We start from the raw sequence: 17,283 nt of genomic DNA, 5'->3' as shown, positions 1-17,283 counted from the left end.
CATGTCCGATACCATCACAACGCTGCCTCCTGTCGAGGACCCTGCGCGCACGAACGCCGTACGAAAAGCCCTCTGGAAACTGCTGCCTTTCCTGATCCTGATGTACATGATCGCGTTTCTCGACCGGTCGAATGTCGGATCGGCGAAGCAGGCGCTACACACCGATATCGGCATTTCCGACGCCGTCTTCGCGTTCGGAGCAGGGGTTTTCTTCGTCGGTTACGCCATTTTCGAGGTCCCCAGCAACCTCATCCTCTATCGTGTGGGAGCGCGGCGCTGGATGACGCGCATCATGATCACATGGGGCGTCGTATCGTCAGCCATGATGTTCGTTTCGGGCGATAAATCCTTCATCGCCCTGCGCTCGCTGCTCGGCATCGCCGAGGCGGGTTTCTTCCCCGGCATCATGCTCTATCTCACCTTCTGGTTTCCGGAAAAAGAACGCACGCGCGTGCTCGGCTTCTTCTATTTCGGTTATCCGCTCGCCATGACGCTCGGCAGCCCGCTTTCAGGCGCTCTGTTTGGTCTCGACGGCATGCTGGGACTGCGCGGCTGGCAGTGGATGTTCCTCATCGAAGGCGCGCTGGCGGTCATTGTCGGCGTTATGACATGGTTCGTGCTGCCGGATCGTCCCGCCGACGTGAAATGGCTGACCGACGCGGAAAAACAGACGCTCCAAACCGTACTCGCCGCGGAAGACGCGAGCAAAGGCGCGCTTAAGGGAGGACATGGCAGCGACATGCTCGCCATGCTGCGCTCGGCGAAGCTGCTCCAGTTTCTCGCTCTTTATGGCGTCATGCAGATCGCAAGCTATGGCGTCGTATTTTACCTGCCGGAGCAGGTCTCCGGCATCCTGCATGAAAAAATTGGCCCGAGAGTCGGCCTGGTCAGCGCGCTTCCCTGGGGATGCGCGGTTCTCTCGACCTATGTCATGTCGCGCTTCGTTCAACGTTTCAACGCGCCCCGGACGGGCGTGATCGTATGCCTCGTCGCCTCGGCTGTGGGGCTGGTCATGTCCGGCTCGGGTTTCGGGCCGCTCGCGCTGGCGGGACTATGTCTCGCCGCCGCCGGGGTCGTAACAGTGCAGGCCGTGTTCTGGAACTTCCCGCTGGCCCATTTCAGCGGCCTTCAGGCGGCAGGCGCCATCGCGCTCATCAATGCCGTCGGCAATCTGGGTGGTTTCGCGGCCCCAAATATCCGCTCCCTCGCCATCCACCTCTGGCAGACCCCCATGGCGGGCCTCTACGCCGTGGCGACCGCTGGCGTGATTGGTCTCGTCATTACCGCTTTCCTGCCGGCACGCACGCCAGCCTCCGTGCGTCCGGCTCTCTGATTTCCCCCTCATCGGAAGGATTTCTCCATGTCCAGGACAACAACCAAGCTCAACCGCCACAACTGGCCCATCGCGGCGGCCATGATCCAGTATCCCAACATTCTGCCTGATGGTTCCTCCGTGCAGGACCAATCGCCGGAAGGCTGGGCCGCCACGCTGGCCGACGTCACCGACGCCGGCTTCACCGAGATCGATCCGACGGACTCATGGCTGCGCCTTGCCGATCTCTCGCCTGCACGGCTCGACACGTTTCTCGGCCTCATCAGGGATGCCGGTCTGACCATTCCGGCCATTTCGACGTCCCGTCGCTCCGTCATAGATCCTGAACGTGGCGACGAATTTCTGGAATATTGCCATCGCGTACTCGATACAGCGGCGAAAATCGGCGCGAAGGAAGTCTCGTTCGGGCTGTTCTATCCCCTCAACGAAGCACAGAAAAAGGCGCTCTGGTTCTGGACCGCTCAAGGCTACAGCAGTCCCGACGATCCGGCGACATGGAAAAAAGCCGTCGAACGCATCCGCGAACTCGGCCGCCACGCCGAGGAAGTCGGTGTCGGCATTTCGCTCGAAATGTATGAAGACACTTATCTCGGCAGCGCGGAAAGCGCCGTCCGCTTCGTGCAGGACGTCGATCACCCGTCGGTCGGACTCAACGCGGATCTGGGCAATCTGGTGCGTTTGCACCGTCCGGTTGAACACTGGGCGTCCATGATGGAAAAGGTGGCGCCGTTCGCGCGCTACTGGCACGCGAAAAATTATTTCCGCACCGAAGACGCCACGACCGGCATGATCGTCACCGCGCCCGCTCCACTGGAGTTCGGGGTGATCAGCTACCGCGCCGCGATCCGCATGGCGCTGGCTCATGGTTTCCAGAGCGCTTTCCTCTGCGAACATTACGGCGGCGACGGTCTGAGCGTGAGTGCGACGAACCGCGAATATCTCCGGCGTATCCTGCCGCAATAAAAGCATGGAAAAGCGATCCCCGACATGGCCGCCGGGGATCGCGGGAACGACTGTCATGCCCCGTTTACGCTGGCTGATGATCGCGCTGTGTTTCGCCGCGACGACCATCAATTATGTCGATCGCGCGACGATCGCGGTCGCCGCCCCTTTCATGGCGAAAGACCTGAATATCAGCCCGGCTACGCTTGGCTTTCTTCTGGGCGCGTTCTTCTGGACGTACGCCTTCATGCAGTTACCCTTCGGTCTGCTGGTGGACCGCCTGGGCGTTCGCAAAAGTTACAGCCTTGCCGTTCTCTGGTGGTCCGTGTGTACCGCCCTGACGTCGCTCGTACAGGGGGCGGTCTCGATCTTTGGACTGCGCCTCGCGCTCGGCATAGGAGAGTCCGGCAGCTATCCCTCCAACACGAAGGTCGCTTCCCTCTGGTTTCCGAAACAGGAGCGAGGACTCGCCGCCGGAATTTTCGACAGCGGATCGCGCGCAGGGGCCGCTGTTTCCATTCCATTCGTCGCCTTCCTGATCGCGACGCTCGGCTGGCGGCTGGCATTCGTGGCTGCCGGGTCGCTCGGCGTTCTCTGGACGTTTGCATGGTGGATCCTCTATCGCGACCCCGACGTTCATCCGCGCGTTTCGGCGTCAGAACTCCGTGCGCTGCGCGCAGCCCAGCCAGTCCAGCCCGCGTCGCATGCTTCATGGAGAGCCATGCTTCGACGGCGCACGGTCTGGGGGATGATGATCGGCTTTTTCTGTACGAATTTCGTGTTCTATTTCTACGCGACCTGGTTTCCCACCTATCTCGTGCAGGCTCATGGATTTTCGCTCCGGGATCTCGGCATTGCGGGCATGCTGCCAGGCCTCGCCTCCGTTCCCTCCGCCTGGCTGGGAGGCTGGACGTCCGATCGTCTGCACCGCTCGGGCTGGAGCCTGACCGCGGCGCGCAAGACATGCCTCGTCGGCGGCCTTCTCGTGTCATCCGTGATCGCGTTGACTGCTTTTATCGGCAGCGCGTCATGGTGCATTGTCCTGCTGTGCCTATCGTTCTCGGGGATCGCTTTCACGGGTGCGAACATCTGGTCGCTTCCCAGTGACGTCGCTCCCGATCCCGGACATGTGGCGACCCTGGCCGGTCTTCAGAACAGCGCGGCCAACGTGGCAGGTATCATGACTTCCAGTTTCACAGGCATCATGGTCGGCTTCACAAACGGGTCGTTCATCATTCCTCTTTGCGTCACGGGCGCGTTCAGCGTGCTGGGCGCCTTGTCCTATCTGTTCATCGTCGGGCGGGTTGAACCTCTCGTTCTTTCAGCAGACCGGATGACACCAGACATCGTGACGCCTCTTTCTGAAGCTCACCCGATTGCGAGATGACCATGTCCAAACGCCTGACCCGCCCTCGTCCCTCCAGTCTGCGCCATGCCCTGAACCTTGAAGATTACGAACGCCTCGTGCGGCGTCGCCTCCCGCGCTCCGTATTTGGCTATGTCGAGGGCGGTGCCGATGACGGAGAGGCATGCCGCCATAATCGCGAGGTCTTCCGGTCAATCCGCATGATCCCGAAAGTGCTTGTAGACGTCTCGACCCGGACGCAGGAAACGACACTCTTCGGCCAGACCTACTCCGCGCCCTTTCTTGTAGCTCCCATGGGAGCATCCTCGATCGTGGGTTACGACGCGGACAACAGCATGGCTCGCGCAGCCAGAGCCGCGCGCATTCCTTTTGTACTCAGCGCCAACTCCATCACGCCCATCGAGGAAATGGCCCGTACCTATCCCGGTGCATGGTTCGCGGCCTATCAGTCTCCCGACGCACGCAAGATCGAGGACATGTGTCTGCGTGTCGCGGATGCGGGGTTGTCGCTCTACATGCTTACGGTGGACGTTCCCGTCGCCTCGAACCGGGAGAACAACGTCCGTACCGGCTACACGATGCCGTTTCGCATGTCGAAACGACTCGGATTCGATGTATTGAGGCATCCGCGATGGGCCCTTGGAACCATGCTCCGCACTATGCGTCATCGGGGCCTTCCCCGCATCAGCAACGTCGATCCTATCGCGCGGCCAAGTATTTTCTCCCGCAACATAGGCGCTGTCACCGGCCATGCGGGATTTTCATGGCGTCATGCCGAGCAGATCCGCCGTTGTTGGAAGGGCCCTTTCGTGCTCAAGGGTATTCTCTCACCGGGTGACGCACGCCTTGCGCGGGAAATCGGCGCCGACGGGATCGTCGTATCCAACCATGGCGGCCGTCAGCTCGACAGCGCGGTTTCGCCCGTGGATGTTCTCCAGGCCATACGAGCCGAAGCCGGAACCATGACCGTTCTGGCGGATAGCGGCTTCAGGCGAGGCACGGATATTCTCAAAGGCTTGGCTCTGGGCGCAGACGGCATTCTGATCGGTCACCCTTTCCTCTTCGCCGCCGCGCTGGGCGGGGAGCGTGCGGTGACGCAAGCGATTTCACGCTTGAAAACCGAGATCGATATCGACATGGCGCTCCTTGGCGTCAACATGCCAGAGGATATCACCGAGGATATGATCCTGCGCTCGGCTTTCTGAACGATCCCGCTATTCGGGATGGCAATTCCATTCCCCGATTACGACCACCATAAATAATATTGGATGATAAAATCGGAACATTTTAGAAATTCGACGAAGCTGGCGCAGTTGAAAAAACATCGACTTTCCGGCGTTGATGGACATGGAAAAGCATCATGATGCAATCTCCCTACGAAATTATTGACGAGCGTTTTCGCTGGCTCATCAACCCGACGGCGCGGATCGAGAAATTATACGATGGCTGTCGATGGGCGGAAGGGCCGGCCTATTTCGCCGCCGGAAAATATCTTCTGTGGTCCGACATCCCGAACAGCCGGATGCTTCGCTACGACGAAAATGACGGTCACGTCTCCGTTTTTCGGGTGCCGTCCCATCACTCGAATGGCAATGCCGTCGATCTCACCGGCCGCCTGATCTCCTGTGAACATCACACCCGGCGAGTCACGCGCACCAACTACGACGGATCGATCACGATTCTGGCCACGCATCACGAGGGAAAACGTCTCAACAGCCCTAACGATGTTGTCGTCAAGTCCGACGGCTCGATCTGGTTCACCGATCCGACATACGGCATCGACAGCGACTACGAAGGCGGCCGCGCCGAAAGTGAAATCGGCGCCTCCCATGTTTATCGCATTGATCCGCTCTCGGGAGAAGTGACCCGCGTGGCCGACGACTTCGTCAAGCCCAATGGTCTCGCCTTTTCTCCGGACGAAACGAAACTCTATATCAGCGACACCGGTCGCACCCATGGCGATCACCATCCCGCTCATATCCGCGTTTTCGACGTCTCGTCAGAGAGTCGCCTGCGAGACGGACGGGTGTTCGCCGAGTGCACGAGCGGTATTTTCGACGGATTTCGGATCGATGAACGCGGCCGCATCTGGAGCAGCGCCCAGGATGGCGTTCATTGCATCGAGACTGACGGAACGCTGATCGGGAAAATACGCGTCCCCGAAACCGTAGCGAATGTCTGTTTCGGAGGGCTGCATCGCAACCGTCTCTATATCTGCGGCACAACCTCCCTCTACAGCGTTTATCTTTTCGATAACGGAACAAGAACAATCTGATTCGTGACATTCGTCATGAAGAAGGCCTTGCGATGAAAAACATGATCGGCCCTTCCTCCGGGACGGGCACATTCACAAACCGTCTCCGGCGCATTTCAGGCACCACGACGGACTCCCAGAACCGCTATATCTTCTATCTGGTCATCATGGCGCTCATGGGCTGGTCCCTGGCGTCCTACGACGTCAACCTGCTTGTGCTGGCGCTGCCGGATATCGCAAAAAGTCTCGATATTTCCCAGGCAGCCCTCGGGACGCTGGGCTTCTTCGTCTATGCCGCGCAATTCTGCATCACGATCTTCGCGGGCTACGGCATGGATACATTCGGGCGCCGCAAGGTCTGGATGTTCTGTCTGACGGGAAGTGCCGTCTTCACGGGGCTGACCTATTTCGTAGAGGGTTTCTGGCAACTCGTCGCCGTCCGGGCGCTGGCATCAGGATTGGCCTATGCGGAACTTGCCGTATCGATCACGATTGTTAACGAGCAGGTCCCCGCCGCGCGTCGCGGTCTGCTCTACTCAATTGTGCAGGGCGGATGGCCAATCGGAGTTTTCCTGGCCTCGGGCGTCTATCTGATGTTCGGCCATCTGGGCTGGCGGTTCGTGTTTCTTCTCGGCGTCATACCTCTGTTCGCCGTGATCATCGGTCGGATGTTTATCCGGGAATCAGAACGTTTCGAGCATGTCCAACAACTGAAGGAAGCGCAGAAATCAGGCAATTCGGAAGCGATCTCACGTCTGCTCGAACACCACGCGGTCGATGTCGGGGCACTGGAACGCGTCAGTCTGAAACAGCTTTTTTCCACGCCCGGCGTTCTGCGCCAGCAGTTGGTCATTCTTTCGTGCGCATGGATCATCTATGCGACCAGCTTCGTTGCTTCGAATTTTTACATTGCCTACTGGCTCACGACCCACAAACAGTTTTCCAGCGAAGCGACCAGCCTGCTCCTTCTCGTCAGCGGCGGCATCGGTTTTTTCTTTTACGTTCTCGGAGGGATGCTCGGAGAGCGCTATGGACGTCGCGCCGTCATCATCTGGACGAGCCTGGCCATCGCTCCGCTCGGCCTCCTGTTCTGGCTCGTACAGGCTCCCTGGCTGGTCTGCGTGATCTATTTCTGCCTTTATCAGGCGACGAACGGAACATGGTCGGGCGCCGGCTATGCCTATCAGGGCGAGAGTTTTCCGACGCGCATGCGTGGCACCGCGATCGGATTTCTCAGCGCCATGCAGGTTCTGGGCTTCGTGTTGGGCACGATCCTATGGACCTTCCTGAGCAACCATTACGCCCCGGACGTGACATGGCTCGTGCTGACAGTCTTCGTGCCCTGCGGCCTGGTGATCACCTTCCTGTTCCGCGACATTCCTCCCGGCCAGGAACTGGAAGATATCAGTCAGTAAATCGGTTCGTGCCCTCTTTCCACCCGTTCGAAAGAAATCCACGATGCGCTCCCTCACACGCTTCGTTCCTCGCGCCCATTCCATCTCATGGTGGATGCTTCTCGTCACGACCGGGGCTGTTCTGATCACCTCCATTGATCGCGCGATCCTGCCGACAGTCCTGCCCGCCCTGCTGACGGATTTTCATCTTGATGCCACGCAGGGCGGCATACTGGTCTCGCTGAGTTTCATCGGAAGCACTATCGGTGGTGTCATTCTCGGAATATTCGGAGACGCCATGGGAGGTGGTCCGCGCCGCGCCTGGGCATGGCTGGTCACGGTCATGATCGTCATCCTCTCATCCGTCGCCACGGCCTGGACGCGCAGCATGACGCTTTTCAAGATCCTGCGCGTCACCATGGGTATCGGCACCGGTGGCCTCGAGCCGATCAACGTCGCGATGATCAGCGAATGGTGGCCCAAGGAGCATCGTGGCTTCGCCGTCGGAACCCATCATACCGGTTTTCCCATCGGTCAGTTCCTAGGACCTCTGATGATTGCGGGAATTGTCGCTTTCGCCACGTGGCGTGAAACCTTTCTTGTACTTCCTCTTCTCGCCCTGCCCGTCGTCATCCTCCAGATCGTCCTGGCGCGCTGGCAACATCTCGACAGCGTCAATGCCTGGATCAACGACAAGGGCATGACGCCTTCTCTGACACGAGACGACAAGCCCTCCCCCTATCTCAAAAATCCCTTTCCCATCCTGATGCACGCCATGCGGAGCGATCGTAACGTGCTTCTGGCCGTCATCACCAACTTCCTCTTTCTCTGGACCGAGGCCGCTGTAACAGGCTTCCTGACGCTCCAGCTTACCCGGGAAATTCATATTTCTCTTGCACAGGCCGCAACCATTTCCGGTGCTTCGGGAATCACCGGGTGGATGGGGCAGATCTTCTGGGGGACCGTTTCCGATCATCGCGGTCGTAAATTTTCGCTGAATTTTCTGGCGATCGGAAGTGCGGTCAGCATTTTCCTTATGGGCTACATCAGTAGCGTGTCGATGGCATGGCTGCTTCTTATGGGGTGGGGATTGTTTCGTAATTCGCCCTATCCCGTTCTTTACGCGGCCGTCATCGATATCGTTCCCAAATCAGCAGCATCCGGACTGGGACTGATGGTCGGGATCGGACTGGGTCTCTCCGGGGTGATCGCAGCGCCCGTGGCGGGATGGCTGATCGATCACATGGGCTTCGGCGCCCATTATACTCTCCTTGCCCTGCTCTCGCTGGCAGCGCTGGTGCCGATCGCGTTGATGCACGAAAGCGCCACGGACAAGGGAGACTGCCTACAATAATGACTATGGCGCGGATGCTTTCCCGGATGAAGCGGGACGGCATCGTGTAGCGGTGCCGGATCCCGAGGACAAACGCTCCAGCTTCGTTTCATTGACGGCTGCAACCTTGGAAAAACTTCCGGCAGGACGCGCAATGCTCCGTCAGGGCAATTCTGAAACGACGAAGGCTCTAACCGACGATGAGATACATAACTCTCGCCTCGAACATGTGCTGGGAAACATGAATTCCATGGGACCGTGAGCAAAAACCTCACCCCATCAGCAATCGCGCACCGAGGGCCGCAAACAGCGCTACAGGCATGGCCACGGCGCCCACCTTGAGAAATTGCAGAAACCCGACATCCTCGCCGCCGCGACGGATCACCTGAAGCCACAGAATTGTGGCCAGAGAGCCCGTGACCGAAAGATTGGGACCAAGATCCACGCCAATCAGGAGATTATCGACGACCAGGCGCGGGGGATGAGCCTGTGCCACAACCTCGCTCGCAATCAGCCCGGCAGGCAAATTGTTCATGATATTTGAAACAAAAGCCAGAAGCGTGCCGGAGCCGCAAGCCGTCATCACAGGGTTAGACCGGGCCGCATTTCGAAGTATCCGAGCGATCTCCCCGATCAGTCCGGTGCTGTCTATGGCTTCGACCAAAACGAATAGCCCTGCCACAAGGGGCAGAACGCCCCATGAAATTTCCCGCGCCAGCGTCAGTGGTGAGCGTCGCGCCAATGCGGATACACCAAGGGCCGTTACGAGACCCGCAAGCGCTGTAGGCAGTCCGAGAGGACGGTCGAATGCCGAAATCGTCACAAGCAGGATTGCCGTCAACACGATTCCCCCGAAGGCAGCCTTGCCACCGGTCGTCAGACGCTCCGTCTCAACCTGAGGCGCGTATTCCTGTCTGAGATGTTTGTGTTCAACCACGCGAAGGACCAGATAGGTCGTCGCGATTGCCATAAACGACGGCAGCGCGAAGGATGCCATCCACGATCCCAGAGCCGGAAGAGCGCCGTCGTAGAGAACCAGATTGGCCGGATTGGAAACCGGCAGGACGAAACTGGCAGCGTTGGCGATGAGCGCGCATGCGAACAGCAGAGGAAGAGGGTCCGCTTTTGCTTGGGTCGCTACAGCCAGAACCGCAGGTGTCAGCACGACAGCTGTCGCATCATTGGACATGAATGTCGTCACCACGACGCCAGCCAGATAGACCAGCGTGAACAATCGGGTCGTTGAGCCCGCAGCATGATTGACGGCCCATGTCGCAATCCAGTCAAACAGGCCGTTGATCCGCGCCGTTTCACTGAGCAGCATCATGCCGGTCAGGAAGAGATAGACATCTCCGCCTTTCAGAATACCTGTTTCCGCCATGGAAACGGGGATCAGGCCCGTCACGACCAACAGCGCGGCTCCTGTTACAGCCCACACCCACTCGGCAATCCGAAATGGCCGGGTAATGACCCCGGCAGTCGTCAGGCTTGCGACCGCGCAGATCGCCTCACGATGCAGCATCATACTGGTGCACGATCCGCAGAACGCATGACTGATGCTGAGGAAATCCACAGTCCTAACGACAGGATTGCAAAACAGCCCAGAGTATAAAATGCCGTCGCATACCCCAGATCCTCGGCCAGCCAGCCGCCCAGCGCGGGCGAAAGGCTTGCTCCGATGCCTTGTGCGGTCATGACGACACCCTGCCCCACATTGACTCGCCCCGTGCCATTCAGAAGCTTTGCCACCAGACCCGGCACGGCAACACTTTGTAGTCCGGCCCCTATCCCATCCAGAAACTGCACGGGCCACACACCCCAATGCTGGACGAACGTACCCGCGATCATGCCGCGCAGCGGCAGGGCGGCAAATGAAACCAGCAATACGATCCAGTATCCACGGTTTGCTACGAAACGCATGGCCAGAAGGCTGACACCGATCATCACGGCCTGAGCCACTACCACGGTCATCGCCGTAAACATCGCGGGATTACCTTTCCCGGCGCTAACCACCGCCATACCGTAAAGCGGCAACATCGCAGCATTGCCGAGATGAAAGAAACATAGACAGGCCGCGAGGATCAGCAGAGGTTTGTGCCGCAGAAATGACCGTAGTCCCTCGGCCTTGCCGGTATCTTGACTGTCTGTATCTTCCAGTCCGCGTGCCGCCTGATGATCAATGGATTTCTCAGGAATCAGGAGTACGGCAGCGATAGCCAGCAGCCCAAATGTGATTCCAAGAAAGAAAATGGCGGACAAACCAAACTGCCAGCCGAGCCAGCCGGACAAACCGGCTCCCACCATGTTACCGGCGTGGTTCCATGCCTGGTTGCGCCCAATCTGCGTGTTGAAACCTTTCTGGCGAACGATCCCGAGTGTCATACCGGCCATCAGCGGACCAATCCCTGCTCCCGCCAGCGCGGTAGCGAGCTGACTGACGGTCACGACAAAAATCGATTGGGAACTCAGTAAAAGAAGTGAGGCAGAAATGGTGCATAATGCTGCGACAACAACGAAAAGACGCTTTTTTGTCGTCTGGTCGATAAGCGCACCGGCAGGAATGGTGGCGAGCATTCCGACAATGCCGCCAGCCGTCATGACGGATCCGATCGGCCCTGTCTGCCAGCCGTGACGCTGGAGAAACACGCCCAGGAAGGGACCAATACCGGCCTGCACGTCGGCCATGAAAAAGTTCAGGGCACATAATGAAAATAATGCGCGGTTTGACAGAGTTCCTTGTGACTTCCCTGTCTTCGGATCATCCACAGAAACGTGCGTCATCGGGCTATTTTCTCCAGATCGGAGAGCCTAACTACACAGGAAGCTATAAGTTACAAGACTCTCTTAAAGATAGGCAACAGAAAGCTGTAATCGGGGAGTCAGGAAACCTCTTTTGTCACGAACCACTCACTGTGACTTCCTTCCTTTGGTTTTGATTGGAGGGATAGCAGTAGGAAACGTCACGGTTTTCCCGACGTTGAAGATAGGCCATCTCGTTGCAGCAGGATACGAACGCGGTGATAGCCATAGCGCACACGGGTTGCGCAGATCTCCCGGATCCGCTGGGTCGGTTCGGCCTGCGTGCCACGCCTCAACTTGTCGAGCGACAGGTCCAGCACGATCCGTTTCAGCTTCGCGTTTTCGTCTTCAAACTTCCGCAACCGCTTCATCTCGGACGGCATCAGACCGGCATATTTCTTCCACCAGTAGTAGAACGTCGCATCCGAAATGCCTGCCTTCCGCCAAACTCTGGCGACAAGTGTTCCTCCATCCGCCTGCTTCAGAATAAACGCGATCTGCACCTCGGTGGACTTCGATGCCTTCATGAAATTTTCCTCATCCCGCTTTACGGGATCATATGTGGAAAATTCCAATTCAAATTAGCCGGGTTTTCAGGGAGCACTTCAACAGACACTCCGCGTGCCCGAAATCAGGATGCAATGGAACCAATCCGTTGTTCTTCGTTCGTCCGATATATTTATAAGTTATTTATATGGTTTATGTTGGTACTTCATATCTCACCATAAATATAGAATAAGAGAACGAAATCGATTAATAAGATCGTTTCTTCCCTCCATTCCGGACCACATTTATTTAGATTTTGACTTCCTATTGATCGTTTCCAGACGTGCGCTCCACCAAACTGGCGTTGATAACCTCAAAAAATCTTCAGGCTTTGGCGCAAGATGTGTCATAGTGAACCATAGGATACGAAGCATGCTGAAAAACAGATTACGCGCTTGCGATGGATCCCTCCTTAACTCAGTTACATTGCGTCCGCTGACAACTTGAATTCTCTCAGGGCGTTGAACGGTACCAACCATCCAACTCGCCTCATCAATTTGCAAAATTGAATCATTGGAAATCGTGGTTTTACCCCAGCCAAGTGAAAAAATATCCCTACAAACCCGCAATATAGTAACGACTGTCCTGACAAAAGATGTACGATGAATAGCAAGAAAAACAAGGTTCCCTGCTGGAAGAATTTTTGACATCTCATCATCATTTACACGCGCGCGATGTATGTTTTCATTCCAGCACTCCAGACTGTCTGCCCCTCCGAGATATGCCCTCAATGCGTCCAGACTTGCGCGTGCTTCAGCATAGCGGTACAAGGCTAAGGCGTTGAATACCCCTCGCATAAGCCGCATTATAGCCTTGGATGATACGATACCACGCTCAAGAAGGGCGCAGATCAAGGCATTTCGACGGTCGTAATAATTATGCCAAGGTCGCGTCTGATTCTGTAGATTAGGGTGGGCGACGTAAATACCGGGCCACATGACTGTTGGAAATCCGGCACGCTTCAATCGCAAGCCATATTCCGCATCGTCTCCCCGAAGAAACAGAGGCAACGGCAATCCGCAGGTTTCTACGACCTGTCGAGGGAAGCAGAAACACCACCAGCCACAAAACCCAACATTCAGAGGATATTCCAACAAGGAACGAGCCATGTCGTCCTCCAGATGCAAGTCTCTGCGAACGAGCCGATCAGTCGTCATGGCACGACGGGAATCGAAATCGTGTCCAACAGACAAGAGGTGCTGTCGGCAATCCCGGTCCACCATCACACCGCCTATACAAATTTCTGGGGGGATATAGGCCAGAGCAAAGCGGATACGACACAAGACACCTGAGTCGATTTCCACATCGTCATCCATAAGCACGACGTGAGTAATATGAGGATTATTTAGGGCTTCGATGATCCCACGGGTAAATCCCGCAGCTCCGCCAAAATTCTCCTGTTCGACAAAAAGATATTTTTGAGCCTCACGTACTGTCAACCGCTCATGCAGACCCGTCGCGCCCTGATTGACGATGACGCATGTCGTCAGATCCTCACGTTGAGTATCGATCTGATCCAGAAGCGTCTGAATCTGTATTTCCCGATCGCGCGTGCATATAACGACGGCAAGATGCACCGCATGTTCCGGGGCCCTGTCACAAACCCAGTCTATAATAACATCCGACTTATCTGGCAGGCTCGCCTGATCAATCCCATGCAAACTGTAAAACAGTCGACTGCCTGCCTCGCTCAGGGTTGGTAGAGCAAGAATTGAATGTCCGGGCGCAAAAGCATGCTCGGAAACCTGCTCTGGTCCCTCCCGGCCCCATTGTCGAAACACCTTGACGACAATGGGAATCCCCGTCCGAATCTGCAACCCAAGTTGTTCAAATCGTGCATAGCCACCCCAGGCCAGAGGAAAGAGCGACTTCGAAAAAAAAGGTAACGAAGCCGAGGCTCTCCATGGCTGGAGCATATACCAGACTGGCGGCTTATCCACGCTCAGTTACGGTCAAACGTCTTTATCAGTTCGCGCCAGAAGGGCTCTGAAATCAGATGATCGTAATTAGCCGCCCACTCAGGCTGCACACGAGAAACATCCTTGCGGTACGCTTGGAGCGCCTTTGCAAGACGCTCACGCGCTTCCTTATAAAGCTCAGGATCGTTGGAGAAAATATGATATCCGATTTTCTGAGGATCGTAATAGGCCCAGTCACGTCCGGAACGAATATCACGCCAGTTAATATCATTCCGACTGTTGAAGACCGTCATCTGACGTCGACGGGCGGAAATCGCATCCAGGGACGTCTTTTTCTTCGGTAGAAGGGAAATGTTTCCATTGCGGCTCAGGCGCTGGTACATATTATACCCGCGCAACAACATGCTGCGCCCACGCTTCGTGTTACTGACCCACGGCACAACGAACTTATCCGAAGTGCCCGGTGGAGTTGGAATAACACCCGCAGGCAGCGACGCCGCAAAGCGATAATTAGAATTGAACCGCTTGTAAACGTTCATAATGTCTGCATGCAGATCCGCAGCATCAGTCGTGGCAAGAATACTCGGTCCTTTGAGATAATCCTCGACGGCCAGAACCAGCAGCATCGCTGAACCATAGTGATAAATATCTGCGAAGCCGCGAAAGCGTCGCAAGAGAAGACGCATGACACGCCTCATAATCTTAGAGATACGCTGCTCAACCTGAACGCGGACATCTTCGAAATCATCGCCAACAAGTAACGCGTAAAGCACTTCGATATGACAAGAAAGGCGGATCAGCTCGTTACGGATGTTATAATAAGCAAACCAACCTTCCGGCTTCGCATAATACGGTTCATGCCAAACCGCGATACCCGGAACCGAGAGAACATGCCCGCCTCGCATAGTAAGCCGCACACCGTATTCCACGTCATCAAGATGTACGAAACAGGGAAGAGGCATTCCAAATTTACGGAATCCGTCTACGTGACCGCCGAAAAGCCACCAACCATTGAAGTTGAGCGAATGGTTACGCATAAGTGCGTCCTTCGCCGAAAGCTCTCCAAGATCGCTTGGCGCCAGCCGCGCAAACGGACGCTCGAAGCGATCCGGCACCCAGTGAGCGCCTCCATCTGCCAACCGCACGGGATCGTAGACATCCAACTGCGCGCCACCGATGAAAACCTCTGGGTCCAGGCTGACTCGGAAAAGATTGGTCATACGCGCAATGGCTGTCTTTTCAACGTCGGCATCATCATCAAGCATGACAATGTGAGTGTAACCGCCATCTTCCAATGCCTCGAACATACCGCGGCCGAAGCCACCGGCACCACCAACATTCCGCTGCTGGATAATACGGACGTTTTCGGGCCAGTAATTCTGACGCTCAACCGTGCGAGCATTATCAACAATGATGATGCCATAGGACGGATATTCAGCTTCAAGCGCTTTAACGAGAAGATCAACATTACCAACAAGCTGCTTCTCGCGTCGGAACGTGCAGATCACGAAACAGGGGCGCACATCCTGCAACCTTGCATTATGCAGCCCCCACGTTGCACGTCGCAGGATGACATCTGTCGGTGTGCCCTCAGCCCCCAAAGCATTCCACGCACTGCGATACGCTTTATGCATAAGCGTTTCTGCTTCTGAGGGGGATTTATCCGCAACTTCCGAGGTCGTGGAATAGAAATCCAGCGCTTCGATCGTGAAATACCACCGGCCGAGCTTGGCCTCGGCTCCCACAATATCGAAATCAATCCGGATGGTGCGGACCTCATCTCGGGTCGCCGCGACGTGCTTTTCCATCGCGTATTCAATGACCTCTCCGGCCTGAGAGCGATGGAACAGACCGACGCGGCAGTTACCGCTGACTTCCAGTTCGAGGTAAAGCCTGGCGTTCGGAACAATCTGATTGATCTCACGCTCGTAAAGCGCAGTCATGAAACCATCAAACGTGACAACGCGACCACGTTCCACGATAATGTTCCCTGCGTCGTCCAAATCCGTATACGGCTTGACCATATACAGTGGCTTGCTTCTCTGATCTGGAGAAAAATTTATCGGAAAGAATGGAAAACGATCGACATGTGAGTAAGTCTGTGTCGCGGCATCACGATTTGAATTGGTCATTAACGCGCCGAAGCCTTCGAAAGATCATTGATACGAGTCTATCTCTTCCCCACGATAAAAGAAATCGCAGGGAACAGAAACACGAGAGAGATTTAAGACGGATCGATAAAGAACGCCGGAAGTGGAGCATCTGCTTCCAATCGCTGATCAATCTGATCACAGGCGTTGAGAGCTTCGGAAATCGTCACATCCATGTCCAAATACCGGTACGTTCCAAGTCGGCCAAGGAAAGAAACGCCTGCTGTAGCCCGTGCCCGAGCGATATAGCTATCGAGCATGGTTTTCTCATTGACGAGACGGATAGGATAATAAGGAATGTCGTTAGGTTCAGCCAGACGACTATATTCTCTGAAGGCAACTGTCTTTTGCAAGGACTCCGCTTCCCATGGCGCGAAATGCTTGTGCTCCGAAATGCGCGTAAACGGCACTTGCTGATCACAGTAATTAATCACTGCCGCACCCTGATAATCGCCATCGCTGTCAATGCGCTCAAAATCAAGTGTGCGATATCCTAGACGTCCGAGATCAAACGAGAAATAACGATCTATTGGACCCGTATAAAAAATATGCTGGAAGTCTTCTGATAGGTCCTCGAATTTTGTATTGAGACGAATTTCAATATTTTCAGACTTCAAAATATTTTCGACAATCGCAGAGTATCCGTTTTCCGGCATTCCCTGATAAGGATGATTGAAGTAATTATCGTTATAATTAAAGCGAAGAGGTAACCTTTTGAGAATGGAAGCTGGAAGTTCCGTCGGTTCCAGTCCCCATTGCTTTCGCGTATACCCGTAGAAAAATGCCTTATATAGCTCCGGACCAATCATCGAGAGTGCCTGCTCCTCGAAATTTTTTGGATCCTTGATCGATTTATCGGCCTTTTCTTCAATGAACATGCGTGCTTCAGCGGGCGACATCACTGCATTGAAGAACTGGTTAATCGTCAGGAGGTTGACCGGCAAAGTGTAAATACGTCCCTGGGAAATCGCTTTCACCCGATTGATATAGGGGCGGAATTTCCCAAAACTCTGGATGTAACTCCAGGCACGCTCGTCAGCAGTATGAAAGATATGCGGTCCATAACGATGCACCATCACGCCTGTCTTATCGTCCCGCTCAGTGTGACAATTCCCGGCGATATGGGACCGTTCATCCAGTAGCAAGACCTTATGCCCTTTCTCTGAAAGATGACGGGCAATAATGGCACCACTGAATCCAGCACCAACAATACAAAATCTCATTATCTTCTATCCGTAATCCGTTAA

General features: G+C 55.7%; 12 protein-coding genes and 1 pseudogene. 7 read left to right on the top strand and 6 right to left on the bottom strand.

The genetic code is table 11. The features are described 5' to 3' along the window. The first annotated feature begins 1 nt into the window (after position 1). From PWM43_RS11175 to PWM43_RS11145, 7 genes are all read left to right on the top strand, one after another. Positions 2 to 1,333, top strand: coding sequence for an MFS transporter (locus PWM43_RS11175; protein ID WP_289842588.1), 1,332 nt, complete (start codon positions 2 to 4; stop codon positions 1,331 to 1,333). Positions 1,334 to 1,360: 27 nt separating this feature from the next. Beyond that, positions 1,361 to 2,296, top strand: coding sequence for a sugar phosphate isomerase/epimerase family protein (locus tag PWM43_RS11170; protein ID WP_289842587.1), 936 nt, complete (start codon positions 1,361 to 1,363; stop codon positions 2,294 to 2,296). 55 nt (positions 2,297 to 2,351) lie between these two features. Further along, a complete protein-coding gene (locus PWM43_RS11165) occupies positions 2,352 to 3,662 on the top strand; it encodes an MFS transporter (RefSeq protein WP_289842586.1) in 1,311 nt (436 codons plus the stop codon). 2 nt (positions 3,663 to 3,664) lie between these two features. Next, a complete protein-coding gene (locus PWM43_RS11160; protein WP_289842585.1) occupies positions 3,665 to 4,846 on the top strand; it encodes an alpha-hydroxy acid oxidase in 1,182 nt (393 codons plus the stop codon). A gap of 155 nt (positions 4,847 to 5,001) precedes the next feature. After that, entirely contained in the window at positions 5,002 to 5,916 is a 915-nt protein-coding gene (locus PWM43_RS11155; RefSeq protein ID WP_289842584.1) for an SMP-30/gluconolactonase/LRE family protein, read from the top strand. 32 nt (positions 5,917 to 5,948) lie between these two features. Further along, positions 5,949 to 7,310: an MFS transporter gene (locus tag PWM43_RS11150; RefSeq protein ID WP_289842583.1), complete on the top strand. Its 1,362-nt coding sequence runs from the start codon at positions 5,949 to 5,951 to the stop codon at positions 7,308 to 7,310. A 43-nt stretch (positions 7,311 to 7,353) separates the two neighbouring features. After that, positions 7,354 to 8,643 carry an MFS transporter gene (locus tag PWM43_RS11145; RefSeq protein ID WP_289842582.1) on the top strand — a complete coding sequence of 430 codons (1,290 nt, stop codon included), beginning with the start codon at positions 7,354 to 7,356 and terminating at the stop codon, positions 8,641 to 8,643. Positions 8,644 to 8,893: 250 nt separating this feature from the next. Here PWM43_RS11145 and PWM43_RS11140 read toward each other — a convergent pair whose 3' ends face one another. The 6 genes and pseudogenes from PWM43_RS11140 to PWM43_RS11115 form a co-directional block, all read right to left on the bottom strand. Continuing rightward, positions 8,894 to 10,147 (bottom strand): arsenic transporter, encoded by a 1,254-nt coding sequence (locus PWM43_RS11140; protein ID WP_289842581.1) that lies wholly within the window; start codon positions 10,145 to 10,147, stop codon positions 8,894 to 8,896. Further along, entirely contained in the window at positions 10,144 to 11,403 is a 1,260-nt protein-coding gene (locus PWM43_RS11135; protein ID WP_289842580.1) for an MFS transporter, read from the bottom strand. The genes PWM43_RS11140 and PWM43_RS11135 overlap by 4 nt, the downstream gene beginning before the upstream one ends. A gap of 206 nt (positions 11,404 to 11,609) precedes the next feature. Continuing rightward, positions 11,610 to 11,948 (bottom strand): annotated as a pseudogene (locus PWM43_RS11130) (transposase); the annotation flags it as partial. Between the two features lie 264 nt (positions 11,949 to 12,212). Further along, positions 12,213 to 13,907, bottom strand: coding sequence for a glycosyltransferase (locus PWM43_RS11125; protein WP_289842579.1), 1,695 nt, complete (start codon positions 13,905 to 13,907; stop codon positions 12,213 to 12,215). Between the two features lie 2 nt (positions 13,908 to 13,909). Continuing rightward, positions 13,910 to 16,018, bottom strand: a complete 2,109-nt coding sequence (locus PWM43_RS11120) for a glycosyltransferase (protein ID WP_289842578.1) — start codon at positions 16,016 to 16,018, stop codon at positions 13,910 to 13,912. Between the two features lie 92 nt (positions 16,019 to 16,110). Beyond that, positions 16,111 to 17,259, bottom strand: coding sequence for a UDP-galactopyranose/dTDP-fucopyranose mutase family protein (locus PWM43_RS11115; RefSeq protein WP_289842577.1), 1,149 nt, complete (start codon positions 17,257 to 17,259; stop codon positions 16,111 to 16,113). Between the last annotated feature and the right edge of the window lie 24 nt (positions 17,260 to 17,283).

This window comes from Brytella acorum, assembly GCF_029309905.1.
In the GTDB taxonomy this organism is placed as follows: Bacteria; Pseudomonadota; Alphaproteobacteria; order Acetobacterales; family Acetobacteraceae; genus Brytella; species Brytella acorum.
The sequence above is the reverse complement of the archived record's forward strand: the minus strand, read 5'-3'. Positions and strand labels throughout refer to the sequence as shown.

Excerpts from the sequence above, each read along its gene's own strand:
- PWM43_RS11175 (WP_289842588.1), top strand. The coding sequence starts at position 2 with ATGTCCGATACCATCACAACGCTGCCTCCTGTCGAGGACCCTGCGCGC.
- PWM43_RS11170 (WP_289842587.1), top strand. The coding sequence starts at position 1,361 with ATGTCCAGGACAACAACCAAGCTCAACCGCCACAACTGGCCCATCGCG.
- PWM43_RS11165 (WP_289842586.1), top strand. The coding sequence starts at position 2,352 with ATGCCCCGTTTACGCTGGCTGATGATCGCGCTGTGTTTCGCCGCGACG.
- PWM43_RS11160 (WP_289842585.1), top strand. The coding sequence starts at position 3,665 with ATGTCCAAACGCCTGACCCGCCCTCGTCCCTCCAGTCTGCGCCATGCC.
- PWM43_RS11155 (WP_289842584.1), top strand. The coding sequence starts at position 5,002 with ATGATGCAATCTCCCTACGAAATTATTGACGAGCGTTTTCGCTGGCTC.
- PWM43_RS11150 (WP_289842583.1), top strand. The coding sequence starts at position 5,949 with ATGAAAAACATGATCGGCCCTTCCTCCGGGACGGGCACATTCACAAAC.
- PWM43_RS11145 (WP_289842582.1), top strand. The coding sequence starts at position 7,354 with ATGCGCTCCCTCACACGCTTCGTTCCTCGCGCCCATTCCATCTCATGG.
- PWM43_RS11140 (WP_289842581.1), bottom strand. The coding sequence starts at position 10,147 with ATGATGCTGCATCGTGAGGCGATCTGCGCGGTCGCAAGCCTGACGACT.
- PWM43_RS11135 (WP_289842580.1), bottom strand. The coding sequence starts at position 11,403 with ATGACGCACGTTTCTGTGGATGATCCGAAGACAGGGAAGTCACAAGGA.
- PWM43_RS11120 (WP_289842578.1), bottom strand. The coding sequence starts at position 16,018 with ATGACCAATTCAAATCGTGATGCCGCGACACAGACTTACTCACATGTC.
- PWM43_RS11115 (WP_289842577.1), bottom strand. The coding sequence starts at position 17,259 with ATGAGATTTTGTATTGTTGGTGCTGGATTCAGTGGTGCCATTATTGCC.